Source organism: Amycolatopsis sp. NBRC 101858, from assembly GCF_030269325.1.
Lineage (GTDB): Bacteria > Actinomycetota > Actinomycetes > Mycobacteriales > Pseudonocardiaceae > Amycolatopsis > Amycolatopsis ponsaeliensis.
Genome location: NZ_BSTD01000001.1, coordinates 1,390,788 through 1,413,749, shown reverse-complemented (window position 1 = coordinate 1,413,749; position 22,962 = coordinate 1,390,788). Strand labels below are relative to the sequence as shown.

General features: G+C 70.1%; 22 protein-coding genes. 10 read left to right on the top strand and 12 right to left on the bottom strand.

Annotation, left to right across the window (positions count from 1 at the left end; all coding sequences use genetic code 11):
- The first annotated feature begins 15 nt into the window (after positions 1-15).
- Entirely contained in the window at positions 16-1,074 is a 1,059-nt protein-coding gene (locus tag QSK39_RS06700; protein WP_285476764.1) for an alcohol dehydrogenase catalytic domain-containing protein, read from the top strand.
- A gap of 248 nt (positions 1,075-1,322) precedes the next feature.
- Complete coding sequence (locus QSK39_RS06695; RefSeq protein ID WP_285476763.1) at positions 1,323-1,949, top strand: alpha-ketoglutarate-dependent dioxygenase AlkB family protein; 627 nt, start codon at positions 1,323-1,325, stop codon at positions 1,947-1,949.
- On the opposite strand, the gene QSK39_RS06690 is transcribed toward QSK39_RS06695, so the two are convergent.
- Entirely contained in the window at positions 1,946-2,524 is a 579-nt protein-coding gene (locus QSK39_RS06690) for a winged helix-turn-helix domain-containing protein (protein WP_285476762.1), read from the bottom strand. The two genes, QSK39_RS06695 and QSK39_RS06690, sit on opposite strands and share 4 nt — an antisense overlap.
- Before the next feature lie 75 nt (positions 2,525-2,599).
- Between QSK39_RS06690 and QSK39_RS06685 the strand changes: the two genes are divergently transcribed.
- The 3 genes from QSK39_RS06685 (at position 2,600) to QSK39_RS06675 (ending at position 4,396) form a co-directional block, all read left to right on the top strand.
- A complete protein-coding gene (locus tag QSK39_RS06685; protein WP_285476761.1) occupies positions 2,600-2,953 on the top strand; it encodes a hypothetical protein in 354 nt (117 codons plus the stop codon).
- Positions 2,946-3,116: a hypothetical protein gene (locus QSK39_RS06680; protein ID WP_285476760.1), complete on the top strand. Its 171-nt coding sequence runs from the start codon at positions 2,946-2,948 to the stop codon at positions 3,114-3,116. The genes QSK39_RS06685 and QSK39_RS06680 overlap by 8 nt, the downstream gene beginning before the upstream one ends.
- 71 nt (positions 3,117-3,187) lie before the next feature.
- The gene (locus QSK39_RS06675; RefSeq protein WP_285476759.1) at positions 3,188-4,396 is read left to right on the top strand and encodes an FAD-dependent monooxygenase; all 1,209 of its coding nucleotides are present in this window, start codon (positions 3,188-3,190) and stop codon (positions 4,394-4,396) included.
- Here QSK39_RS06675 and QSK39_RS06670 read toward each other — a convergent pair.
- The 5 genes from QSK39_RS06670 to QSK39_RS06650 are packed head-to-tail and all read right to left on the bottom strand — an operon-like array spanning position 4,369 to position 8,604.
- Positions 4,369-5,199 carry a 5-oxoprolinase subunit C family protein gene (locus QSK39_RS06670; RefSeq protein ID WP_285476758.1) on the bottom strand — a complete coding sequence of 277 codons (831 nt, stop codon included), beginning with the start codon at positions 5,197-5,199 and terminating at the stop codon, positions 4,369-4,371. The two genes, QSK39_RS06675 and QSK39_RS06670, sit on opposite strands and share 28 nt — an antisense overlap.
- The gene (locus QSK39_RS06665) at positions 5,196-5,807 is read right to left on the bottom strand and encodes a 5-oxoprolinase subunit B family protein (RefSeq protein WP_285476757.1); all 612 of its coding nucleotides are present in this window, start codon (positions 5,805-5,807) and stop codon (positions 5,196-5,198) included. The genes QSK39_RS06670 and QSK39_RS06665 overlap by 4 nt, the downstream gene beginning before the upstream one ends.
- The gene (locus QSK39_RS06660; protein ID WP_285476756.1) at positions 5,804-6,553 is read right to left on the bottom strand and encodes a LamB/YcsF family protein; all 750 of its coding nucleotides are present in this window, start codon (positions 6,551-6,553) and stop codon (positions 5,804-5,806) included. Before QSK39_RS06660 ends, QSK39_RS06665 begins: the two co-directional genes overlap by 4 nt.
- Before the next feature lies 1 nt (position 6,554).
- Positions 6,555-7,349 (bottom strand): putative hydro-lyase, encoded by a 795-nt coding sequence (locus QSK39_RS06655; RefSeq protein WP_285476755.1) that lies wholly within the window; start codon positions 7,347-7,349, stop codon positions 6,555-6,557.
- A 10-nt stretch (positions 7,350-7,359) separates the two neighbouring features.
- The gene (locus QSK39_RS06650; protein WP_285476754.1) at positions 7,360-8,604 is read right to left on the bottom strand and encodes an MFS transporter; all 1,245 of its coding nucleotides are present in this window, start codon (positions 8,602-8,604) and stop codon (positions 7,360-7,362) included.
- A gap of 114 nt (positions 8,605-8,718) precedes the next feature.
- Here QSK39_RS06650 and QSK39_RS06645 point away from each other — a divergent pair, with 114 nt between their 5' ends.
- Entirely contained in the window at positions 8,719-9,441 is a 723-nt protein-coding gene (locus QSK39_RS06645) for a GntR family transcriptional regulator (protein ID WP_285477950.1), read from the top strand.
- Here QSK39_RS06645 and QSK39_RS06640 read toward each other — a convergent pair whose 3' ends face one another.
- The 6 genes from QSK39_RS06640 to QSK39_RS06615 form a co-directional block, all read right to left on the bottom strand.
- Positions 9,442-10,101: a DNA alkylation repair protein gene (locus QSK39_RS06640; protein ID WP_285476753.1), complete on the bottom strand. Its 660-nt coding sequence runs from the start codon at positions 10,099-10,101 to the stop codon at positions 9,442-9,444. It abuts the gene before it with no gap.
- Positions 10,102-10,324: 223 nt separating this feature from the next.
- The gene (locus QSK39_RS06635; RefSeq protein WP_285476752.1) at positions 10,325-11,689 is read right to left on the bottom strand and encodes a ricin-type beta-trefoil lectin domain protein; all 1,365 of its coding nucleotides are present in this window, start codon (positions 11,687-11,689) and stop codon (positions 10,325-10,327) included.
- Positions 11,686-13,548 carry a ricin-type beta-trefoil lectin domain protein gene (locus QSK39_RS06630; protein ID WP_285476751.1) on the bottom strand — a complete coding sequence of 621 codons (1,863 nt, stop codon included), beginning with the start codon at positions 13,546-13,548 and terminating at the stop codon, positions 11,686-11,688. The genes QSK39_RS06635 and QSK39_RS06630 overlap by 4 nt, the downstream gene beginning before the upstream one ends.
- Positions 13,545-14,612, bottom strand: a complete 1,068-nt coding sequence (locus QSK39_RS06625; RefSeq protein ID WP_285476750.1) for an RICIN domain-containing protein — start codon at positions 14,610-14,612, stop codon at positions 13,545-13,547. Before QSK39_RS06625 ends, QSK39_RS06630 begins: the two co-directional genes overlap by 4 nt.
- A gap of 77 nt (positions 14,613-14,689) precedes the next feature.
- Positions 14,690-15,925: a family 16 glycosylhydrolase gene (locus QSK39_RS06620; RefSeq protein WP_285476749.1), complete on the bottom strand. Its 1,236-nt coding sequence runs from the start codon at positions 15,923-15,925 to the stop codon at positions 14,690-14,692.
- A gap of 436 nt (positions 15,926-16,361) precedes the next feature.
- Positions 16,362-17,597, bottom strand: a complete 1,236-nt coding sequence (locus QSK39_RS06615) for an ROK family transcriptional regulator (protein ID WP_285476748.1) — start codon at positions 17,595-17,597, stop codon at positions 16,362-16,364.
- A 132-nt stretch (positions 17,598-17,729) separates the two neighbouring features.
- Here QSK39_RS06615 and QSK39_RS06610 point away from each other — a divergent pair, with 132 nt between their 5' ends.
- From QSK39_RS06610 to QSK39_RS06595, 4 genes are all read left to right on the top strand, one after another.
- Positions 17,730-18,917 (top strand): ROK family transcriptional regulator, encoded by a 1,188-nt coding sequence (locus QSK39_RS06610; protein WP_285476747.1) that lies wholly within the window; start codon positions 17,730-17,732, stop codon positions 18,915-18,917.
- Between the two features lie 206 nt (positions 18,918-19,123).
- Positions 19,124-20,794, top strand: a complete 1,671-nt coding sequence (locus tag QSK39_RS06605) for an ABC transporter substrate-binding protein (protein WP_285476746.1) — start codon at positions 19,124-19,126, stop codon at positions 20,792-20,794.
- Positions 20,795-20,937: 143 nt separating this feature from the next.
- Positions 20,938-21,984: an ABC transporter ATP-binding protein gene (locus QSK39_RS06600; protein WP_353051052.1), complete on the top strand. Its 1,047-nt coding sequence runs from the start codon at positions 20,938-20,940 to the stop codon at positions 21,982-21,984.
- Positions 21,981-22,961, top strand: coding sequence for an ABC transporter permease (locus QSK39_RS06595; protein ID WP_285476744.1), 981 nt, complete (start codon positions 21,981-21,983; stop codon positions 22,959-22,961). The genes QSK39_RS06600 and QSK39_RS06595 overlap by 4 nt, the downstream gene beginning before the upstream one ends.
- The last annotated feature ends 1 nt before the right edge of the window (position 22,962 follow it).

The following is a 22,962-nucleotide window of genomic DNA, read 5'->3' as shown; positions in this document are numbered from 1 at the left end:
ACGTAGGCTCGGGCCATGCGTGCTGTGGTCATGGAAGAATTCCGCGTCCCGCCCGTCCTGCGGGACGTGCCGGAGCCCGTGGCGCCGCCGGGCGGCGCCGTGATCGAGGTCGACGCCACCGGCGTCTGCCGCAGCGACTGGCACACGTGGCAGGGTCACGACGCCGCGGTGCGGCTGCCGCACGTCGCCGGGCACGAGCTGGCCGGCCGCGTCGTCGCGCTCGGCGCCGGCGTGCGCGGGTGGGAGCTCGGCGCGCGCGTCACCGTGCCGTTCGTCTGCGCCTGCGGCACCTGCTCCCAGTGCGCCCGCGGCGACCAGCAGATCTGCGACCGCGAGTTCCAGCCCGGCGCCACCCACTGGGGTTCCTTCGCCGAGCGCGTCGCCATCGAGCACGCCGAGACGAACCTCGTCGCGCTGCCGGACTCGCTCGGCGCCGCCGAAGCCGCCGCGCTCGGCTGCCGCTTCGGGACGGCGTTCCGCGCGGTGCTGCGGCAGGGACGCGTCACCGCGGGGCAGTGGGTTTCGGTCTACGGCTGCGGCGGCGTCGGGATCTCCGCGGTGCTGCTGGCCGTCGCGGCGGGGGCGAAGGTCGTCGCGATCGACGTCTCGCCGCTCGCTCTGGCCTTGGCCGCGAAGTCCGGCGCCACCCTCACCGTCGATTCGTTGGCCTTCGACGGCCCGGAAGCCGTCGCCGCGCACGTGCGCGAGCTGACCGGCGGCGGCACGCACGTCTCGCTCGACTGCCTCGGCGCGCCGTCGACCTGCGCGGCGTCGGTGGGCAGCCTCCGCAAGCGCGGCCGGCACGTCCAAGCCGGGCTGATGCCGCCCGCGCAGGGCGTCGCGCCGATCCCGATGCACCGGGTCATCGGCGGCGAGCTGGAGCTCGTCGGCATCCACGGGCTGCAGGCCCACGAGTACCCGGAGCTGCTGCGCGTCGTCGAGACGGCGGGGATCGACCTCGCCGCGCTGATCGGGCGCCGGATCGGCCTCGACGACGTCCCGGCCGCACTGGCCGCGATGAACGACCCGGTGCCGGCCCGGCCCGGCGTCACCGTCGTGACGTTTCGTGACTGATCCACGGCGGCGAGGTCACGTTGCCCGTTCGTAGCTGATCCACGCTGGCCATGTGACATTCAGGTGTGCAACTGTCTATCCATGGTGGCCCAAAGCGAGGGGATCCGGCCGCAGGAGCGTCCCGCTGGTCCGATGGGACGTCTCCTGCGGCTGTTCACCACCTCCGGTGTCACGTTCCGCGGTCACCACGTCGTCCCGTCGGCGAGCACCACCCATGTGCGGCAGGGGTCTCCGGCACAATCGAGGTGATGGACGCCCTCCTCCCGCGCCCGCGCGCCGAACTCGCGCCCGGTGCCGTCCACGTGCCCGACTGGCTCGGCTTCGACGAACAGCGCGAGCTCGTCCAGGCGTGCCGTGGCTGGCCCGGTTACCGCCACACGACCTACCCCAACGGCGGGGTCATGTCGGTCAAGACCGTCTGCCTCGGCTGGCACTGGTACCCGAACGGCTACTCGCGCACGACCGACGAGGGCAAGCCGGTGCTGCCGTTCCCGGACTGGCTCGGCGACCTGGGCCGCCGCGCGCTCGCGGACGCGTACGGCGAACCGGCCGACGGCTACGAGCCCGACACCGCGCTGGTCAACTTCTACGCGGCGAAGACGAAGATGGGCCAGCACCAGGACAAGGACGAGCGGAGCACGGCCCCCGTGGTCTCGCTCAGCCTCGGCGACACGTGCGTGTTCCGCTTCGGCAACACCGAGTCGCGCGGCAAGCCGTACACGGACGTCGAGCTGCATTCGGGCGACCTCTTCGTGTTCGGCGGCCCCTCCCGGTTCGCCTACCACGGCGTGCCCCGGACGCTGGCGGGCACGGCCGACCCGGCGCTGGGCCTGACCGGGCGGCTGAACATCACCCTGCGGGTCTCGGGTCTTTAGTCCTCTGTGGACACCTCGTCCGGCACGACGATGAGCCGGATCGCGAGCGCCCGCGAGCCTTCGGGGTGCTGTCCCGGCTCGGTGACGTACTTCCACACCAGGTTCTGGTACTCCTCGACGAACGACGTGATCTGGTCCTTCGTCAGGGTCAGGCCGGCGCGGAAGATCTGGTTCCAGCCCCGGGCGTCGTCGTAGCCCGCGTACGCGCGCGTGACCAGGTCGAGGTCGTGGCTCATCTTGAGCGCGCCGAGCTTGCGCGCGGCCGCGCGCTCGTCCGGCGTCATCTCCAGGCCGGGCGGGGTGTAGATGTCCTTCATCAGCGACTTCCACCAGCGTTCGCGGCCGGTGGAGCGCTCCTCGATCTCCGCGATCAGCTCGAGGTCGGCGAGCCTGCGGAGGTGGTAGCTGGTCGTCCCGGTGCTCTCGCCGAGGGCCTTCGCGACGCTCGTCGAGTTCGCTTCGCCGTGTTTGCCCAGGTAGGACAGGATGTCGCGGCGCACGGGGTTCGCCAGGGCCTTGTAGAAGGCCTTGAGATCCGCGCCGGTGAGGACGCGCCGTTCGGGACGTTCGACCATGGTCGGAGCGTACTACAGAGAATGTTTGCAAAGAATCTCTGCAATCGCTACCGTGGTCGGCGAACGGGGGTTCACATGAAAAGACTCTTCTGGGCGGCGGGGCTGTGCCTGCTGCCGTGGATCGTGGTTCTGGGGACGACGCTGCCGGACGTTTATCCGGCGCAGCACTGGCGACTGGCGTGGACGGGCTTCGACACGGCGGAGGCGTTCGGCCTGCTGGTCACGGCGTGGCTGCTCGGCCGCGACGACCCGCGGATGCCGTTCGCGGCGATCGGCACGGCGACGCTGCTGCTGGCCGACGCCTGGTTCGACGTCGTGACGGCCGGCGACGACGTGGGGTTTTCGCTGCTCATGGCCGGTCTGGAGGTGCCGCTGGCGCTGGCGTGCCTGTCGGTCGCCGTCCCCCGGCGGGTGCCGGCGCATGGCTGAGCTGAGCCCGCGGCTGCGCGACGAGATCGACGACCAGGTCGCCGAGGCCCTGGACGCCTACCTGGCCGAGCCGGGCCGGCTGCGCGGCCCGCGGCTGTGGCCGTTGTGGCTCGCGATCGTCCTCACGAACGTCGCATGGCTGGTGGCGGTCGTGCGGGGGTGACCGGATCGCGGGGACCGGTCCCGGGGATTTCGTCGTAGGATCCGGATCCCGACGGCGAACAGGATGACATCGTGAGCGGTACCAGGGTGTTGGTGGCGGGGGCGAGCATCGCGGGGCCCGCGCTGGCCCATTGGCTGCACCGGCGGGGAGCCGAGGTGACCGTCGTGGAGCGCGCCCCCGGGCTGCGTCCCGGCGGGCAGGCGGTGGACGCGCGCGGGGTGGCCAGGGAGGTCATCCGGCTGATGGGGCTGGACGCGGCAGTGCGCGCGGCCCGCACCGACACCGCCGGCGCGCACACCGTGGACGTGGACGGCAACGTGCTGGAGACCTTCCGCGCGGACGACCACGGCGGCGACGGCTACATCGCGGAGATCGAGATCCTGCGCGGTGACCTGTCCCGGGTGCTCTACGACGACACCCGCGACGGCGTCGAGTACGTCTTCGGCGACCGGATCGCCGAGCTCACCCAGGACGCCGACGGGGTCGACGTCGTCTTCGCGAGCGGTGACCGGCGGCGCTTCGACCTGGTGGTCGGGGCGGACGGGCTGCACTCGTCGCTGCGGGCGATGGTCTTCGGGCCGCGCGAGCGGTTCGTCCGCCACCTGGGTTCGGTGCTGGCCTTCTACAGTGTCCCCAACGAGTTCGGGCTGGAGCGCTGGATGCTCGACTACCAGGAGGCCGGGCGCTCCGCCGGCCTGCGGCCGCTCCCGGACCCCACCCGGGCGATGGCCATGCTGTCCTTCTCCGCGGCGGACTTCGACGTCGACCACCGCGACGTCGAGGCCCAGAAGAGCCTGCTGCGCGAGCGGATGGCCGGCTTCGGCTGGCTGACCCCGCGCATCCTCGCCCACCTCGACGACACCCCGGACTTCTACCTCGACCAGATCGCCCAGGTGGTGATGGACCGCTGGTCGGACGGCCGGGTGGCGCTGCTCGGGGACGCGGCGTTCAGCTCGTCGCCGCTGTCCGGCGGCGGCACCGGGCTGGCCCTCGTCGGTGCGTACCTGCTGGCCGGCGAGCTGGCCGCCGCCGGCTGGGACCCGGTGGCCGGGTTCGACGGCTACGAGCGGCGGATGCGCTCGTTCGTCGAGGCCAACCAGGAGATCGGCCGGTTGCACGCACTCAGCCGGGACGCCGGACCGGACGCCGGGCCGGCCGAGGAGCCCGACATGGTGGCGCTCACCGACCTGATCGAGCGCGCGGTCAACGGTGCCGAGCTACCCGGCTACGCGGGGGTGCCGGACTCCCGGCCCTACGCGGGACGGAAGCTCACCGTCTGACCCGGACGCAGCTGGGCCGCGACGTCCAGGTCGTCCTCCTCGACGACCGCGAGCACCGGGTAGCCGCCGGTCGTCGGGGAGTCCGCGTGGAACAGGATCGGCCGGCCCGACGGCGGCACCTGCAGCGACCCGGGCACGCACGCCTCGGACGGCAGCTCGTCGTGGCGGACGCGCTCGAGCGCGGGGCCGGTCAGCCGGATGCCGACGCGGTCCGAGTCCGGTGAAACCGTGTACACAGTGGACAGCAGCCGGTCCGGCGAAGCGAACCAGTCGCGCCGCGGTCCCGGCGTGACGCGCAGGACCGGTGCGGCAGGCAAGGCCGCGCGCGGGGCCAGGTCGGCCGCCGGGAACGCGCCGGGGGTGCCCACCGGCAGCAGCATCCCGGCGGCGAGCGGCAGCGGTCCCAGCTTCCCGAGCGTGTCGGTCGACCGCGAGCCGAGCACCGGCGTCAAGTCGATCCCGCCGCGCACCGCGACGTAGCAGCGCAAGCCGGCGGAAGCCGTGCCCAGCACCAGTTCGTCGCCCGGCCACAACGTCATCGGCGCGTTCATGCCGCCCGGCGAGACCGGGCACAGCGCGCCGGTCACCGCCACCGTCGTGACGGCCGAAGCACGCAGCACCAAGCCGCCGAGCGTCACTTCCAAGGCCGCGGCGCCCGGAGGATTCCCGACGAGCCGGTTGGCCAGCCGGTACGACCCGCGGTCCGCGGCGCCGGACCGCCCGACGCCGAGTGCCGCGTGCCCGGGCCGGCCGAGGTCCTGCACCGTCGTCGTGAACCCCGGCCGCACGACTTCGAGCTTCACGCGGTCACCGCCTCGAACCGCACCCGCGTGCCCGGCGGCAGCAGGTTCGGCGGGTCGCGGTCGACGTCCCACACCGGCGTCTCCGTCCGGCCGAGCAGCCGCCAGCCGCCCGGTGACGCGCTCGGGTACACCGCGCTGTACTCCCCGGCGATCGCCACCGAACCCGCGGGGATGCGCGTCCGGGGCGTCGACCGGCGCGAAACGTGCAGCGCCGGGTCCGAACCGGACAGGTACGCGAACCCCGGCGCGAACCCGCAGAACGCCGAGACGTACGTACCCCCGCTGTGCCGGGAGATCACTTCCGAGACGCTCAAGCCCGCCTCGGCCGCGACGTCGGCCAGGTCCTCGCCGTCGTACCGCACCGGGATCACCACCTCGGCCGCGGCGGCCACCGCACTGTCCACAGGGGACACTTCACGCAACAGCGCGCCCAGGCGGTCGGCGTCGGTCACCGCCGGGTCGAAGCGGACCAGCAGCGTCCGCGCCGCCGGGACCAGCTCCTCGACACCGTCCGGGTCCAGCGCCGTCAGGGCAGCCTGGAAGCCGAGCACGTCGTCCAGTTCGACCAGCACCGCGCGCCGGCCGCAGGGCAGCAGCCGGACGGTCATCCGGTGAACGCCCCCAGCTGCACGCCCGCTTCGGCCAGCCCGTCGCGGATCCGGCGGGCCAGCTCCACCGCGCCCGGCGTGTCCCCGTGCACGCACAGGGAGTCCGGCCGCAGCTCGAGCTCGGTGCCGTCCGCGGTGACGACGCCGCCGGCCGCCATGTCGACCGCGCGCTTGGCCACCAGCTCGGCGTCGTGCAGCACCGCGCCCGGTTTCTTGCGCGACACGAGCTTGCCGTCGGCGGTGTAGGCCCGATCGGCGAACGCCTCCGCGTACGTCACCACGCCCGCTTTTTCCGCCTGCCGCTGCATTTCCGAGTCCGGCAGGCAGAGCAGCGCGAGCGCGGGGTCGTACCGGCGCAGGCCGTCGACGATCGCCGCGGCCTGCTCGACGTCCACCGCCGCGGTGTTGTACAGCGCGCCGTGCGGCTTCACGTACGTCACGCGGCTGCCCGCCGCGCGGGCGAACGCGTCCAGCGCGCCGATCTGGTAGAGCACCTCGTCCGCCAGCTCGTCCGGCGCGATGTCGAGCGCACGCCTGCCGAACCCGGCCAGGTCGTGGTACCCGACGTGCGCCCCGATCGCGACGCCGCGTCCGGCCGCCAGCTCGCACACCCGCCGCATCACCGACGGGTCGCCGGCGTGGAAGCCGCACGCGACGTTCGCGCTGGTCACGATGTCGAGCATGGCTTCGTCGTCGCCCATCTTCCAGGCGCCGAAGCCCTCGCCGAGATCGCTGTTCAGATCCATTTCAGCCCACCCGGTATTCGCTGTCGTGCCGGTCCGTGATGAACATGTACCCCGGTGCGTGGGTGATCGCAAAGGGGGGCCGCGACGCCATCAGCGCCGCCTGCGGCGTGACCCCGCAGGCCCAGAACACCGGGACGTCACCCGGCTCCGCGTCGACGGGATCCCCGAAGTCCGGCCGGGAAAGGTCCTCGATGCCCAGCGCCCGCGGGTCGCCGACGTGCACCGGCGCGCCGTGCACGGCCGGCATCGCGCGGGTGATCCGGATGGCGTCGTCGACGCGGTCCTCCGGGATCTGCCGCATCGACACGACCATCGGCCCGAAGAGCCGCCCGGCGGGCTCGCACTTCCGGTCCGTCACGTACATCGCGACGTTGCGGCCCTGGTCGACGTGCCGCAGCGGGACGCCCTCGGCGGCCAGCGCCGTCTCGAACGTGAAGCTGCAGCCGATGGAGAAGGCGACCATGTCGCTGCGCCACAGCCCGGTCGCGTCGGACACCTCGCCGGCCAGCACGCCGTTCTGCCAGATCCGGTAGCGCGGCAGGTCGGTGCGCAGGTCCGCGCCCGCGGCGAGCCGGGTTCCCGGGTCGCCGGGGTCGGTGACGTCGAGCAGCGGGCACGGCTGCGGGTTGCGGGTGCAGAACAGCAGGACGTCGTAGGCCCAGTCTTCGGGTACGGCGATCAGGTTGGTCTGGGTGAAGCCGTGGGCCCAGCCGGTGGTCGGGCGGGCGGTGCCGCGGCGGAACGACTCGCGCGCCTGGGCGGGAGTGAACGTCGCGGGTTCGTCAAAGGTCGTCATGAGTTCCCCCTCAGTCGACGAGTTCGATACCCCGGGTCTCCGGCAGCCCCAGCAGGGCCAGCGCGGCGATGCCGTACCCCAGCGCGCCGAACACGATCGCGCCGCCCGCGCCGAGGAAGCCCACGACGGTCGGGAAGATCGCGCCGACCGCGCGGCCGAAGTTGTACGTGAAGCCCTGTCCCGTGCCGCGCAGCGACGTCGGGTACAGCTCGGCCAGGTAGGCGCCGAAACCGCTGAAGATCGCGGACATCGAGAAGCCGAGCGGGAAGCCCAGCACCAGCACGAGCCCGTTGGCGCCCTTGGGGATCTGCGTGTAGGCGACGATCAGCGCGGCCGACAGCACCGCGAACGTCAGGAAGGTTTTCTTGCGCCCCATCAGGTCCGTGAGATAACCACCGCAGACGTACCCGACGAAGGCGCCGGTGATGAGGAACGCGAGGTACCCGCCGGTGCCGATCACGGTGAGCTCGCGCGTCTTCTTCAGGTAGGACGGCAGCCACGTCGAGATCGTGTAGTACCCGCCCTGGACACCGGTGGCCAGCAGCGCGGCGAAGAACGTCGTGCGCAGCAGGTCGGTCTTGAAGATCTTGACGAGCGTGCCCTTCGGGCGTTCGGCCTTCAGGCGTTCCTCGGCGCGCGGGGCGTCCTTGACGCTCTTGCGGACCCACAGCACCAGCAGCGCCGGGATGACGCCGGTCCAGAACATGATGCGCCAGGCCACGTCGTCGCTCGCGACGCTGAACACGACGGTGTAGACGATCACCGACAGGCCCCAGCCGACCGCCCACGCGCTCTGCACGAACGCCACGGTCCGGCCGCGGTACTTGGCCGACGAGTACTCCGCCACCAGCGCGGCGCCGGCCGCCCACTCGCCGCCGAAGCCCAGGCCCTGCAGGGCGCGGAAGACCAGCAGCGTCTCGAAGTTCGGGGCGAACCCGCAGAGCACGGTGAAGACCGTGTACATCGCGATGGTGATCTGGAGCGTGCGGACGCGGCCGATCCGGTCGGCCAGCATCCCGGCCCCGACCCCGCCGACGGCCGACACGACCAGCGTCGTCGTGCCGAGCAGGCCGGCTTCACCGCTCGAAATGCCGAAGTACGCGGTGATCGCGGCCAGGCCGAGCGGCAGGGTCTGGTAGTCGAACGAGTCCAGGCCGTAGCCGCCGAACGCGCCGACGAAGGCGCGCCGCCCGCGTTTGCCGAGCGTGCGGAACCAGTCGAACGGCCGGGCCTCGGTAGCAGTTGTCGCAGTCATGGGCACCTCCTGGCCAGTGTCTCATCGTGGCGTGCCTCACACAGTAGGGATTGTTGAACAATTCCACAAGGCTGCAATTGGATCGTCCCCAGTGTGACGGGTACCATCGTCGGCGTGGTCATCGAAGACAGTGACGTCCCGGGCCTGGAGGCCGATCGCGGCCTGGTCAGCCGCAAGAGCACGGCCGAGCGGGTGGCCGGCGTCCTGCGCAAGCGCATCGCGGAGGGCTTCTTCCTGCCGGGCGGCCGGCTCTCGGAGCAGGACATCGGCAACGCCCTCGGCGTCTCGCGCAACACGCTGCGCGAAGCGTTCCGGCTGCTCACGCACGAGCGGCTGCTCGCCCACGAGCTCAACCGCGGGGTGTTCGTCCGGATCCCGAGCGTCGAGGACGTCGTCGACATCTACCGCGTCCGCAAGATCATCGAGTGCGCCGCGGTTCGCGGGGTGACGGCCAAGCCGGCCACCTTCGCGCGGATCAAGGAGAAGGTCGACATCGGCGACGAGGCCGCGCGCACCGGCAACTGGAAGGACCTCGGCACCGCGAACGTGTGGTTCCACCAGGAGCTGGCCGGGCTGTCCGGCAGCGAGCGCGTCAACGAACTGGTCGGCAGGCTGACCGCCGAGCTGCGGCTGGTCTTCCACATCATGGCCGAGCCCCGCCGCTTCCACGAGCGCTACCTGCCGCGCAACCACGAGATCCTCGACCGCATCGAGGCCGGCGACGGACCGGGCGCGGAGCAGCTGCTGATGAAGTACCTGGAAGACGCCGAGGAGCAGCTGGTCGAGGCGTACGCCGACCGCGCCGACGCGGCCCGGGCGGCCGTCGCGGCGGAGTGACTACGCCCGGCGGCGCACGACCTCGGTGATCCAGATCGGCGCGAACGGCGACGTGCAGTTCGGCGGCGTCGGGTAGTCCTTGAGGACTTCCAGGCGTTCGCCGATTTCGATGGCGCGGGCGCGGTGTTCGACGTGTTCGATCCCGATCCGGGCCAGGCAGTGGTTCATCGCCCACTGCAAGCGGCCGGGGGCGTCCTTCATCTCCTTCTCGATGACGTCGAGCAGGCCGTCGAGGTCCTCGGGTTGCTTCGCGACGCGCTCGGTGGTCAGCGCCCAGCCGGCGCTCGCGACCACCGGATCGGGATCGGCGAACCACTTCTGCCGGAGTTCGTCCGCGTGCGGGCTCTTCTTCACGACGTAGCCGACGAGCCAGTCGTGCGCCTTCGGAGTGCGCGCGGTCCGCAGCATGGCGTCCAGCTCGTCGCGCTCGAACGCCTTCGGGCGGCAGATCAGCGTCGCGAGGAGCTTCGCCGCCGTGTCGTCGGTGGCCCACAGCTCGCGGGCGAGGTCCTGCTGCGTTTTCAGCTGTTTCGCGACCGCACGCAGCTTGGTCAGGTTCACGCCGTGGTCGTCGCCGTGTTTTTCGTTCACGGCACGGACCTTGGGGTCCTCGAGCCGCGCCAGCTCGGCCACTACGTCGTCCACGGTCGGTTCGGCCACGGCGGCCAGTCTAAGGTGCCCGTTCGGGCATCTCTCCCCGCCGGACGCCCCAAAACCGGCTCCGGGTGGATAACCTCTGAGCGGTTTCGCCGCCGGAGACCCCCAGCGGCCGGCGGAACCACCTCGCTGCCGGGCCGGGGCCTCCCCAGTGTCGCGGTCCGGCAGCCCTTCCACGCGAAACAGGCCCGGCCGGAGTCCCGGCCGGGCCTGCTGCGTCACGCCGTCAGCCGGCGTAGCGGGCGAAGATCCTCGTGAAGTCCCACGCCTGCTGGGAAACACCCGAACACGTGTCGTCGTTCGGGTAGGCGCCCGGGCAGGGCCGGTCGCGGTTCGCCGACCAGAACGTCAGCCGGGCCAGGTGGTGCGTGTTCGCGTAGGCCAGGATGGCGTTGAAGTCGGCTAGCGTGACCGTCTCGCTGTTGTCGGTGATGCCGTTCATCGACGAGATGCCCATGTGCCGGTAGGCCGTGTCGTCGTCGTAGCCGTAAGCCGACTTGACGACGTTCTTGAGGCCCTCCGCCGCGCGCTGCGTGAGCGTGCCCATGTTCTGGCCGGCGCCGCCGAAGTCGAACGGCATGATGACCCAGCCGTCGACCGTGAGCCCGGACTGCGCCGCGCGGTTCACCAGGCTGTTGTCCGGACCGGACTGCCCGGTGCCGAACGTGACGTACAGCTTGATGCCCGCGTTGTTCGCCCGGATCGTCTTCAGCGCGTCGACCGTGCGCTGCTGCACGGTCGGGTTGCTGTAGGCATCGGCCTCGATGTCGATGTCGATCGCCTTGAGGCCGTAGGCGTTGATCACCTTCTGGTAGCCCGCCGCCAGCTCACCCGCGCTGCCGCACGACGACTCCAGCTTGTTGCCGGAGTAGCCGCCGAACGACGGGATGACGTCGCCGCCGCCCGCGCGCACCGCGTTGATCGTGTTCTGGTCGACGCCGCCGGTGAGCGCGCGCCCGCCGTCCCACATCGGGTTGCAGTAGCCGTTGGACAGGATGAACGCCAGCGTGAACCACTTGACGCCGGTGGCGTTCTGGATCGTCTGCGGGCTCGGCGGGTTGCCCCAGCCGTTGTAGAGGTACGGCGCGACGGCCATCACGCCCGGCCCGGTCGGCGGCGGGGTGGTGCCGCCGGACGGGAGCGTCCACTGCTGGTTGGCGCTGGTGGCGCACGTCCAGATCTGCAGCCGCGTGCCGTTCGCACTGGAGTTGCCGGTCGCGTCGAGGCACTTGCCCGACCCGGTGTTGACCAGGTTCTTCGCCGAGTTGGCCGTCCACTTCTGGGCGTTGGAGCCGTTGCAGTCCCAGAGCTGGATAGTCGTGCCGTTGGCCGTCCCGGCGCTGGTCACGTCGAGGCACTTGCCCAGCGCCTGCAGGGAACCGTCGGACCCGACCGTCCACTGTTGAGCGTTGGAGCCGTTGCAGTCGTACAGCTGGATGGCTGTGCCGTTGGCGGTGCTCGCCGCGTTGACGTCGACGCACTTGCCGGCCAGGCCGGTGATCGGCCCGGTGGCCGCCTGCGCGACGCCCGGGGCGAGCACCAGTGCCGACGCCGCTGCTATCAGAGCGCCGAATGCTGCGAGTTTCTTCATGCGGGCACGTTCCACTTCTGGTTGGCGGCCCCGGTGCACGTCCAGATCTGCAGCCGGGTGCCGTTCGCGCTGGAGTTGCCGGTCGCGTCGAGGCACTTGTTCGACGCCGACCCGACGATGTCCTTGGCCGCCGTCGCCGCCCATCTCTGGTTGGCCGTCCCGCCGCAGTCCCACAGTTGCAGCTGGGCACCGTCCGCTGTGGACTGCCCGGTGACGTCGAGGCACTTGCCCAGCACGCGGATCGTGCCGTCGGTCCCGAGCGTCCACGCTTGCGCGCCCGAGCCGTTGCAGTCGTAGAGCTGCACCGCGGTGCCGTTCGCGCTGCTGGCGTTCGCGGCGTCCAGGCACTTGCCGCCGAGGCCGGTGATCGCGCCGGTCTTGCCGCCGCCACCGCCGCCCGTGCCCTGGTTGCCTGCCCAGGTGAACGTCGCCGACGTGTGGCCGGGCAGGGTGTAGGTGAACGAGGAGTTGCCCCAGTTCACGCGCACGCTCTGGTTGCCGGTGCTGGTGTTGTACGCGATGAGCGCCTTCGAGCCGTCCGGGTTCTTCCACGCGACGTTGCGGACGGTCGAGTTGTCGTTCGAGTCGATCCGGTACGCGCCCGGCTTCACGAACTTCGTGAGGTGACCCATCGTGTAGTACTCGACGGTGTAGTCGACCTGGCCGTTGCGGCCGTCTCCGTTGTGGACGGTCACGAGTCCGGTGCACGTGTCACAGCCGCCGTTGTGCGGGTTGTGCGCCTGGTCCATCGCCAGGCTCCACTTCGTGACCGTGCGGCTCCAGTTGCGCGTGTAGTCGACGATGTTCGTCATGTCCTCGGCCTGCTGGTTCGACACCCAGGTGCCGCCCGAGTGCTCGGTCGAGTACGCGTTCACGCTCGGGTACTGGTTGTGCACGGTCGTCTGCTGCGAGACGTTGCCGCCGTAGCCGTGCCACGCCATGCCGCCGAAGTTCGGGTGGCTGCGGATGGCCGCGTCGTCCATCGTGGGTGCCGCGAAAGACTGGTACTGGTCCCAGTTCCAGTCGAGCGCGAGGACCTTGGTGGACAGTCCGGCGTTCTGCAGCGCGGGCAGCAGGTTGTTCTTGGTGAAGTACGCGAGCCCGGCGCCGTTCCAGTTGGTCGAGGGGTAGCTCGCGCAGCAAGTCGGTTCGTTTTGGACGGACAGGTAGTTGATCGGCACGCCGGCGGCCTGGTAGGCCTGGACGTACTTGACGAAGTACTGCGCGTAGGCCGGGTAGAACTGCGACTCCACCCAGCCGAGCAGGTAGCTGTCGTTGTCCTTCATCCACGGCGGCGCGCTCCACGGCGACGCCATGACCTTGATCTGCGGGTTGAGCTGCAGTGCCTGCTTGGTCAGCGGCAGGACGTCGGCCTGGTCGTGCGCGATGGAGAACTTCGTCAGGTTCGGGTCGGTCTGCCCGGCCGGCACGTCGTCGAACGTGTAGCTGTAGCGCGCGATGTCCGACGCGCCGATCGGGTTGCGCAGGAAGCTCACGCCGATGCCCGCGTTGGGGTCGAACAGCTTCTGCATGACCTGGTTGCGGGTGGTGGCGCTGAGCAGGCCGCTCGAGTTGAGCAGCCACGCGGCGGAGTCGGTGAACGACGCGCCGGCGCCCTCGAACTGCTGGTACGTCGTGTTTTCGTTGACGGTGATGGTCTGGCCGCCGGTCCCGGTGCCCGCGGTGAAGCTGATCGGCGTCTGCTGTTGCAGGCCGCGGGTGACGTTGACGCCCTTGGCGTCGTCGGTCGTGGTGAGCCAGACGTTGACGGTCTCGCCCGCGGCCTGCGCGGGTACGGCGAAGGTGGCCGCGGCGAGCGCGGTCACGCCCAGCATGCTGAGCAGAGAGCGTTTTCTCATGGCAGCGTCCACTTCTGGTTGGCACCGGACCCGCAGGTCCAGATCTGGAGCCGGGTCCCGTTCGCACTCGTGTTGCCGGTGGCGTCGAGGCACTTGCCGGAGCCGGCGTTCACGAGGTTCTGCGAGCCGTTGGCCGACCACTTCTGGGCGTTGGAGCCGTTGCAGTCCCAGAGCTGGATCGGCGTGCCGTTGGCCGTGCCCGCGCTGGTGACGTCGAGGCACTTGCCGAGCGCGCGGACCGTGCCGTCGGTGCCGACCGTCCACTTCTGGGCGTTCGAGCCGTTGCAGTCGTAGAGCTGGACGGCGGTGCCGTTGGTGGTGCTCGCCGCGTTGACGTCGACGCACTTGCCGCCGAGGCCGGTGATCTGCCCGCCACCACCGGTGGGCGGCGTGGTGGTGCCGCCGGCGAACTGCGTGGCGACCTGCTCGCCGAGGCTGGTGGCGTTGGCGTGGTTCTCGATCGGGTTGACGTGCGTGTTCGGGAACACGATGTAGGTCACCGGGCCCTCGGTGCCGCCGTTGGACGGGTCCGGGTTGATGCCGAGGTTCACGGCGGTGGCGTAGGACGCCTCACCGATGATGCTCGTCGGGCCGGTGTCGCCGACCACGGCGTAGGTGACCTGGTTGTTGTAGATCACCGCCACGACGGAACCGCCGTCGATGCCGTAGTTGCGGTAGTCCCAAGTGGACGTCGGCTGTGGCAGCACGATGTAGGGCAGCTGGGCCGCGTTCAACGGCTGGTCGGTCGACGTGTGGAACGCCGTGTCCGGGTAGAAGCAGCAGTCGGTCTGCTCGTTGCACTGGGACGTGCGGACGCCGTCGCAGTCGATGTCCATGTCGGCCTTGAAGAAGACCGCGCCGTTGGCCTGGCAGACGGGCACGGTCGCCGCGCCGCCTTCGTCGAAGGAGTACTTGCCGTTCGAGATCTGCTGGCAGGACGTCGTCTTCGCGAGCAGCTGGCTCGCGGACGGTCCTGCCTCGACGGCGGCTTGGGCGGAGCCGGTGGTCAGGAAGGAAAGCGCTAACAGGGCACACCCCATTAGCGCGACGAGGAATCGCCGCACTTGAATTCTCCTTGTGGGGGAAGGAAATAGTGCTGGGTAGGCGGACCGGGCGGGGCCCGCCTACCCGAGGGGGTGGATCAGGGAGTGGTCCACTTCTGGTTGGCGCCGCCGCCGCAGGTCCAGATCTGCAGGCGGGTGCCGTTCGCGGAACTGTTGCCGGTGGCGTCGAGGCACTTGTTCGCGTTGGGGTTCACGATGTCCTTGGCGCCGGTCACGACCCATTGCTGGGCCACGGTTCCGTTGCAGTCGTAGAGCTGCACCGGGGTCCCGTCCGCCGTGGCGGCGGCGTTGACGTCCATGCACTTGCCGAGGGCGCGGATCGTGCCGTCGGTGCCGATGGTCCAGTTCTGCGCCGCGTTGTTGTTGCAGTCGGTGATCTGGATCGGCGTGAGGTTGGCGGTGTTCGCGCCCGCGACGTCGACGCACTTGCCGCCGATGCCGGTGATCCGCCCGGTGCGCCCGCTCGGCGGGGTGCCGCCGCCGGTGTCGTTGGTGACGTGCACGTAGTCGACGACCAGCTGCTGCGGGAACTGCGTGCTGCTGTTGGGGTCGCCGGGCCAGTACCCGCCGACGGCGAGGTTGAGGATGATGAAGAAGTTGTGGTCGTAGACCCAGCGGTTGCCGTTCAGGTCGGACGGCGTGCGCGTCTGGTAGAGGTTGCCGTCGACGTACCACTTGATCTGGTTCGGCGACCAGTCGACGGCGTAGGTGTGGAAGTCGTCGGAGAAGTTCGGGCCGTTGTAGGCCGCGCCGATGCCGCCGGAGCCGGAGTAACCCGGGCCGTGGATGGTGCCGTGCACGGTGTTCGGCTCGAACCCGACGTTCTCCATGACGTCGATCTCGCCGTCGGTCGGCCAGTTGCCACCGCCGAGCATCCAGAACGCCGGCCACATGCCCTGCCCGCGCGGGAGCTTCATGCGCGTCTCGAAGTGGCCGTAGGCCTGGCTGAACTTGCCGGCCGTGTTCATCCGCGCGGAGGTGTACTCGCAGCGGCCGTACCAGCAGTTGTAGTTGCCGGGGTTTTCCTTCTTGGCCGTGATGACGAGGTGGCCCTGGCCGTCGAGCTGGGCGTTGTTGGTGCCCGAGGTGTAGTACTGCCGCTCGTGGTTGTTGACGTTGTCGCCGGTTTCGAGCTGCCACTTCGAGCCGTCGACGGCGGACCCGGCGGGGCCGTTGAAGTCGTCGGTGAAGGTGGCCGCGGCTTCGGCGGCGGGTGCTGTGAGTGCTTGCTGTCCGAGGAACAGCAGGGATGCGGCGGCGAAGAGGGCCGCTGCTCTTCGGAACTTGCGTGACTTGCGGAACGAGGTGGACATCTTTGTCGCCTCTCTCACCAGGGGGCCGGTGTTCCGCGCGCAGCACGGAACGCGGGAGGGGGAGGTGGCCTCGCTTGCCGGGGCGGCGGCAGGTGCGACCGGGCTCGGCGACCCGGGGCGGGGGGTGGGTCGCCAGTTGGTTCAGACCTTTGTTGCGCTTGGCAACAAAGTATGCATGGTCCAGACAAGGCGGGCAACCGTCGGGCGGTCATTTTTTTTCAACCCGAATTAAGGGTGAGTGGGTTCCCGATGAGCGGTGCACGGCGCGCTCGGCTGCGTCCTGCCGGCACCCCGAAGCTTCATTGTGACTACGGCCGGCACCACCGCGTCAAGGCGGGAAAGATGCCTTGACCCGGCGCTGCCGGCCGTGTTCTGGCTTCGGATCGGGGTGCGCGGGGGGTCTGGGTGCTCGTCGGTGCCTGTTCTCGAGTTGGCCTCAGGCCGCGTCTGAGTCCGAGGCTCCTGGCTTCACTGCCCTTGATGTTGCTCCCTGGTCCAGGAGGTCTGCTACTGGGAGTGTTGCTGCTCCTGTCGCCACCGCGTCCAGGCCCAGGGAGCCCAGCTGGATCGATGTCTGGCTGAATGGGTGCCTCAGTGCGTGCTCGCCCGCTGCCTCGCGGATTCTTGGCAGCAGTAGCTCGCCCAATGCCAACCCTGCCCAGCCGCCGATCACTATGCGCTCCGGGTTGAACAGGTTGATCAAGTTTGCGATCCCCGCTCCCAGGTAGCCCGCCGTTTCGTCGAGCACTCGTGCCGCCGTCTTGGACTTGGGTGCGGCCTCCAGGAGGGCCGCGAACTGGGCCTGCTCGTCCTCGCCCGGGACCTCCTTGCCGCGCACCCTCCGGTAGCGGGCCAGAACCCCGCCCGCGCCGATGTACGCCTCCAGGCACCCTCGCGCGCCGCAGCGGCAGTCGTTGCCGCCGTACGCGATCGTTGTGTGGCCCCACTCGCCCGCGCTGCTCGTCGACCCGCGGTACGTCGTTCCGTCCGTCACCACCGCCGCGCCCACGCCTGAGCCGATCAGCGCGATCACCGCGTGGCGTGCTCCGCGGCCGGCGCCGAACCACATCTCCGCCTGGCCCTGCGTCTTCGCTCCGTTGTCGACGAACAACGGCAGCCCGACGCCCGCCTCTCGCAGCAGCGCAACCAGGGGCACCGCCTCCCAGCCGACCGTCGGCGCGTGCACCAGGACCCGTGACCCCTGCTCGACCATGCCCGGCACGCCGATGCCGACGCCCAGCACCGCCGCGTCGTCGATGCCCGCGCTCGCGAACACCTCCCGGAGCCCGGACGTCACCTGCTCGACCGCCGTCGCCGGGTCCGGGGCCTTCGGGAGTGGGTGCTCGACCGTCGCGAGGCGGTTCATCGCCAGGTCGAACAGCTCGACCTTGACGCCCGTCTCGCCGATGTCGACCCCCGCGACGTGCCCGTACGCCGGGTCGACGCGCAGCAGCACGCGCGGCCGGCCGCCGTCCGACTCGACCTGGCCCGCTTCCGTGATGAGCCGTTCTTCGCCCAGTTCGGCGGTCACGTTGCTGACCGTCGCCGCGCTCAATCCGGTGAGCTGGCTGAGTTCGTGCCGCGACAGCGGGCCGTCGAAGTACAGTTTCGACAGCAGCAGGGAACGGTTGTGCCTCCGCAGGTCACGGACGGTGGTGCGCTTGCTCGCCATGGGCAACCCATCTGAACTCTTACCGGCTCACTGACAGAATGCCTGATCACCGTAAGTTGTGGCTATGTATTAAGTGGTGAACTAAGTCCCGAACTGATGGTCGCACGGCCGGTGTCTGGCACAATCCCCCCGGTGACCCAGGTGGTACGCCAGACAACGAGAGACCTCCGACGGCACAACCGCGCGGCGCTCCTTTCCTCCCTCTACCTCCGCGGCCCCGTCAGCAGGCTGGAACTAGTAGCTGAATCGGGACTATCGGCCGCCACCGTTACGAACGTCGTCTCGGAGCTCATCGCCGACGGCGTCGTCGCGGAGGCCGGCTCGGTCGAATCCGACGGCGGGCGGCCCCGGACGCTGCTGGCCGTCCGGCCGGACTTCGGGCACGTCGTGGGGGTCGATGTCAGCGAGACGCACGTCGAAGTCGGCCTGTTCGACTGCGCGCTCGGGACGCTCGGCACCGTGCGCCACCCGCTCGTCGGCACCCGGCTGGATCCGGACGAAGTCGCCGGACTGGTGCGAACCGGCATCGCGGAAGTGCTCGAAGGCGGCGAACCGGACGCGGTGTTCGGCGTCGGCATCGGCGTGCCCGGCGCGGTCCGCGACGGCGGGATCGTCCACGCGCCCACCCTCGGCTGGCGCGGCGTGGCCTTCGCCGAGCTGATCCGCCCGCACATCGAGGCGCCCCTCCACCTGGACAACCGCGCCCGCACGCTCGGCCAGGTCGAAACCTGGCGCGGCGCCGGCCGGGGTGCCGACCGCGCCATCGTCGCCCTGCTCGGCGTCGGGGTCGGGGCCGCCGTCGCGACGGCCGGGCGCTCGCACCCGGACATCACGACCAGCGAGTGGGGCCACACCGTCGTCAAGGCGGCCGGGGCGGCCTGCCGCTGCGGCTCGCACGGCTGCCTGGAGGCCTACGTCGGCATCGAAGCGGTCGTCCGCCGCTACGCCGAGCGCGTCGGCAAGGAACCGGTCATTGGCGACGAAAGCGACGCCGAACTGGCCCGCATCGTCGCCGAGGCGGCCGAGGCCGGCCCGGCCGCCGACGTGCTCGCCGAGGCCGCCGAGTACCTCGGGATCGGCATCGCGAACCTGATCAACCTGCTCAGCCCGGATCGGGTGGTGCTTTCCGGCTCCGCGGGGGCGATCATGGGACCGGCGATCCTGCCCGCCGTGCGCGACGCGGTGGGCCGGCACGCGCTCGACTACCTGGCCGGGCGCACCGAGGTCGTCCTCGGCCGGCTCGGGCCGGAGGCGGTCGCGCTCGGCGCGGCCACCCTGCCCATCGCGCAACTGCTCGCCACGGGTGGCCGGACCGGCTGAAACCCTTGCGTCGCAAGGAGTAGTTCCGCCGACAGGTCCAGACCGCCAGTTCTTTTATTACTTAAACTTAGGTACAAAACGTTACCACCGTGTTATTGACGTGACCCGAGTCACCCGGGTTGACTTCTGGGCGTCGTTCGGTCGCCGGCGGTCGGGGCTCGCTACCAGTCGACACCAGGCACGTCGTCGATGACCAGGAGGAACCGATGCGAGTCAAGCGCTCCATCGTCGCAGCGCTAGTGGCAGTAATGGCCCTGGGTGGCCTGACCGCGTGCGGGAGCAGCAGCTCCGACGCAGGTCAGAGCAACCCGGACGCCGTGCTCAACGTCGGCAAGCCGGACGGCCCGCAGTCGGAGAACAACAACCCGTTCCTCGAGACGTCCGCCCTGTCCAACATGGGCTACCGGTGGATGATCTACGAGCCCCTGGTCATGCACAACCGCGTCAAGCCGCAGGAGCCCGGCAAGCCCTGGCTGGCGACGAAGTGGGATTGGTCGGACAACTACAAGAAGCTGGTTCTGACCGTCCGTGACGGGGTCAAGTTCTCCGACAACCAGCCGATGACCGCCGAGGACGTCGCCTACACGTTCCAGCTGCTGCGCGACAACAAGGCGCTGAACGTCGACGCCGTCCCCTACAAGGACATCGCCGCGGCCGGCAACCAGGTGACGCTGGGCTTCGAGACGTCCCAGTTCGTCAACCAGCTCAAGATCCTGCAGACCCTCGTCGTGCCGAAGCACGTCTGGCAGGGCATCAAGGACCCGGCGCTCGACACCGTCAAGAACCCGATCGGCACCGGGCCGTACACGCTCAAGTCGGCCACGCCGCAGACGATGATCGTCACCCGGCGCGACAGCGGCTACTGGCAGGAAGCGCCGAAGGTCAAGGAGATCCGCTACACCTCCTACACCGACAACAACGCGCAGGTCAACGCGCTGGTCAGCGGGGCGTCGGAGTGGAGCTTCGTCTTCATCCCGAACTACAAGGCCGTCTACACGAACAAGGACCCGCAGCACTACAAGCTGTGGTTCCCCGCGCAGCTGGCCGTCCACGGCCTGTGGTTCAACACCGAGAAGGCCCCCTGGAACGACGCCAAGCTGCGGCAGGCGGTCAGCAAGGTGATCAACCGCGACGACATCTTCAACCAGGGCGAGGCGGGCTACTTCTACCCGAAGAACGACCAGGTCACCGGCATTCCGACGCCGGCGGGCGACTCGTTCATCGCGCCGCAGTACAAGGGCCAGACGGTCAAGGTCGACGTCCCGGGCGCCAAGTCGCTGCTCACCGGCGCGGGCTACAAGTACAACGGCGACAAGCTGGCCGACCCGAGCGGCAAGCCGGTCACCCTCAAGCTCACCGTGCCGTCGGGCTGGTCGGACTACATCACCGACCTGGAGATCATCAAGGACAACCTGGCGCAGATCGGCATCACCGCCACGGTCGAGAAGATGAACCAGGACGCGTGGATCAAGTCGGTCGACACCGGTGACTTCGAAGGCCTGATGCACTGGACCAACGACGGTGCGACGCCGTACGACATGTACCGCGACGTCATGGACGGCACCCGCTACAAGCCGACCGGCCAGGGCGGCATCAACGGCAACTACGGCCGCTTCAAGAACGACGAGGCGACCAACGCGCTCGCGACCTACGCCAACGCCGAGGACGACGCGGCCCGCACCGCCGCGATGGCGACGCTGCAGAAGATCATGATCGACCAGCAGCCGATGGTCCCGACCTCGGCGGCCAACTCCGGCGGCGAGTACAGCACGAAGAACTGGGTCGGCTGGCCGGACGAGGCCAACCCGTACGGCCCGGCGCAGCCCACGCTGCGCAACGCGCTCGACATCGTCCTGCACCTGAAGCCCGCGGCCTGATGGCGGATTCGGTCATGACGGAACACTCCCCCGGTCCCGAGGGGGACCGGGGGAGCGCATCCCCCGGCGGGGGTGCGGGGGTCCGACCCCCGCAGGACACAGACGGCCGCGGCGACGCGGCCGCCCCCGCCCCCTCCGACCCCATCGCCGTCGGGTCGGAGGGGGACCTCCCCGTCGTTCTCGAGGCGGCCGGGCTCACGAAACACTTCCCCGTGCGGCGACGCGGGCGCGCGGCCCTCACCGGCCCGCGCCGCGCGGTCCAGGCCGTCGACGACGTGACCCTCACGCTGCGGCGGGGCCGGGTCACCGCGCTGGTCGGCGAGTCCGGCTCGGGCAAGTCGACGGTCGCCCGCCTGCTCGCGGGCCTCTACCCGCGCACCGGCGGCGACATCAAGCTGCACGGCGAGACCGTGAACATCCACCGCGGCAAGACGTTCCGGGCCTACGCCCGGCGGGTCCAGATGATCTTCCAGGACCCGTTCGCGTCGCTGAACCCGGTGCACACCGTGCGCTACCACCTGACGCGGGCGCTCAAGATCCACGGCCGGGCGGGCGACGACCTCGAGAAGTCGTTGCACGACCTGCTTTCGCGCGTGCAGATGACGCCGCCGGAACGGTACATCGACAAGTTCCCGCACGAGCTGTCCGGCGGGCAGCGCCAGCGCGTCGCGATCGCGCGGGCGCTCGGCGCCGACCCGGAGGCGCTGCTGGCCGACGAGCCGGTGTCCATGTTGGACGTCTCCATCCGGCTCGGGGTGCTGAACCTGCTGCGCGACCTCAAGGAACGCCTGCACCTCGCGATCCTGTACATCACGCACGACATCGCGTCGGCGCGCTACTTCGCCGACGAGACGATGGTGATGTACGCGGGCCGGATGGTGGAGGGCGGCGACAGCGAGACCATCACGCAGCACCCGGCGCACCCGTACACGCGCCTGCTCATCGACTCCGCCCCCGACCCCGACCGGCTGACCGGCGGGAGCGACGAGCTCGACCCCGGCGAGGTGCCCGCCGAGCGCGGGGCCGGCGAGCCGCCGAGCCTGATCGACCCGCCGTCCGGGTGCCGGTTCCACCCGCGCTGCCCGGTCGCGATGGAGCGGTGCAAGACCGACCTGCCGCCGCGGTTCGAGGTCGACGACGCGCCCGGCCACTGGGCCGCGTGCTGGCTGTACGACGGAGCCGCCCGATGAGGTTCCTGCTGCAGCGGCTGGCCTTCTACGTCTTCACCGCGTGGGCCGCCGTCACCATCAACTTCTTCATCCCGCGGCTGATCCCGGGTGACCCGGTGCAGTCGCTGATCGCGAAGAACCAGGGCATGATCAGCGCGGACGCGATCCAGTCGCTGTACGTCCTGTTCGGACTCGACAAGAACGAAAGCCTGATCTCCCAGTACTTCGACTACTGGGGCCAGCTCTTCCGCGGCGACCTCGGGATCTCGTTCACGTTCTTCCCGTCCCCGGTCTCCGAACTGATCGGCGACAGCCTGCCGTGGACGATCATCCTGGTCGGCATCACCACGATCGTCGGCTTCGCGCTCGGCACCGGGCTCGGCGTGGTCGCCGGCTGGAAGCGCGGCTCGTGGGTCGACGGCCTGCTGCCGGTGACGACGTTCCTCTCGTCGATCCCGTACTTCTGGCTCGGCCTGATCGCCCTGACGCTGCTGGCCGGTCCGGGCAGCTTCTTCCCGTCGTCCGGCGGGTACGACCCGGGCGTGGTGCCCGGCTGGGACGGCGGGTTCATCGGCAGCGCGATCCAGCACAGCCTGCTGCCCGCGATCACCATCCTGATCAGCTCGATGGGCAGCTGGATCCTGGGCATGCGCAACATGATGGTCACCGTCGCGTCGGAGGACTACGTCACCGTCGCGCACGCCAAGGGCCTGCCCGAGCGCCGGGTGATGGTCGGGTACGCCGCCCGCAACGCGCTGCTGCCGAGCGTGTCCGGCTTCGCGCTGGCGCTCGGGTTCATCGTCGGCGGCACGCTGCTGGTGGAGATCGTCTTCTCCTACCCGGGCGTCGGCTACCAGCTGTTCCAGGCGGTCGGCTCGCAGGACTACCCGCTGATGCAGGGCATCTTCCTGATCATCACGCTGTCGGTGCTGGTGGCGAACCTGTTCGCCGACGTCGCCTACCTCGCGCTCGACCCGCGCACCCGGAAGGAGAGCTGAC

What these genes read in the sequence shown, in the direction of transcription:
- QSK39_RS06700 (WP_285476764.1), top strand. Translation starts at nt 16, where the DNA reads ATGCGTGCTGTGGTCATGGAAGAATTCCGCGTCCCGCCCGTCCTGCGG.
- QSK39_RS06695 (WP_285476763.1), top strand. Translation starts at nt 1,323, where the DNA reads ATGGACGCCCTCCTCCCGCGCCCGCGCGCCGAACTCGCGCCCGGTGCC.
- QSK39_RS06690 (WP_285476762.1), bottom strand. Translation starts at nt 2,524, where the DNA reads ATGGTCGAACGTCCCGAACGGCGCGTCCTCACCGGCGCGGATCTCAAG.
- QSK39_RS06685 (WP_285476761.1), top strand. Translation starts at nt 2,600, where the DNA reads ATGAAAAGACTCTTCTGGGCGGCGGGGCTGTGCCTGCTGCCGTGGATC.
- QSK39_RS06680 (WP_285476760.1), top strand. Translation starts at nt 2,946, where the DNA reads ATGGCTGAGCTGAGCCCGCGGCTGCGCGACGAGATCGACGACCAGGTC.
- QSK39_RS06665 (WP_285476757.1), bottom strand. Translation starts at nt 5,807, where the DNA reads ATGACCGTCCGGCTGCTGCCCTGCGGCCGGCGCGCGGTGCTGGTCGAA.
- QSK39_RS06660 (WP_285476756.1), bottom strand. Translation starts at nt 6,553, where the DNA reads ATGGATCTGAACAGCGATCTCGGCGAGGGCTTCGGCGCCTGGAAGATG.
- QSK39_RS06655 (WP_285476755.1), bottom strand. Translation starts at nt 7,349, where the DNA reads ATGACGACCTTTGACGAACCCGCGACGTTCACTCCCGCCCAGGCGCGC.
- QSK39_RS06650 (WP_285476754.1), bottom strand. Translation starts at nt 8,604, where the DNA reads ATGACTGCGACAACTGCTACCGAGGCCCGGCCGTTCGACTGGTTCCGC.
- QSK39_RS06635 (WP_285476752.1), bottom strand. Translation starts at nt 11,689, where the DNA reads ATGAAGAAACTCGCAGCATTCGGCGCTCTGATAGCAGCGGCGTCGGCA.
- QSK39_RS06630 (WP_285476751.1), bottom strand. Translation starts at nt 13,548, where the DNA reads ATGAGAAAACGCTCTCTGCTCAGCATGCTGGGCGTGACCGCGCTCGCC.
- QSK39_RS06620 (WP_285476749.1), bottom strand. Translation starts at nt 15,925, where the DNA reads ATGTCCACCTCGTTCCGCAAGTCACGCAAGTTCCGAAGAGCAGCGGCC.
- QSK39_RS06615 (WP_285476748.1), bottom strand. Translation starts at nt 17,597, where the DNA reads ATGGCGAGCAAGCGCACCACCGTCCGTGACCTGCGGAGGCACAACCGT.
- QSK39_RS06605 (WP_285476746.1), top strand. Translation starts at nt 19,124, where the DNA reads ATGCGAGTCAAGCGCTCCATCGTCGCAGCGCTAGTGGCAGTAATGGCC.
- QSK39_RS06595 (WP_285476744.1), top strand. Translation starts at nt 21,981, where the DNA reads ATGAGGTTCCTGCTGCAGCGGCTGGCCTTCTACGTCTTCACCGCGTGG.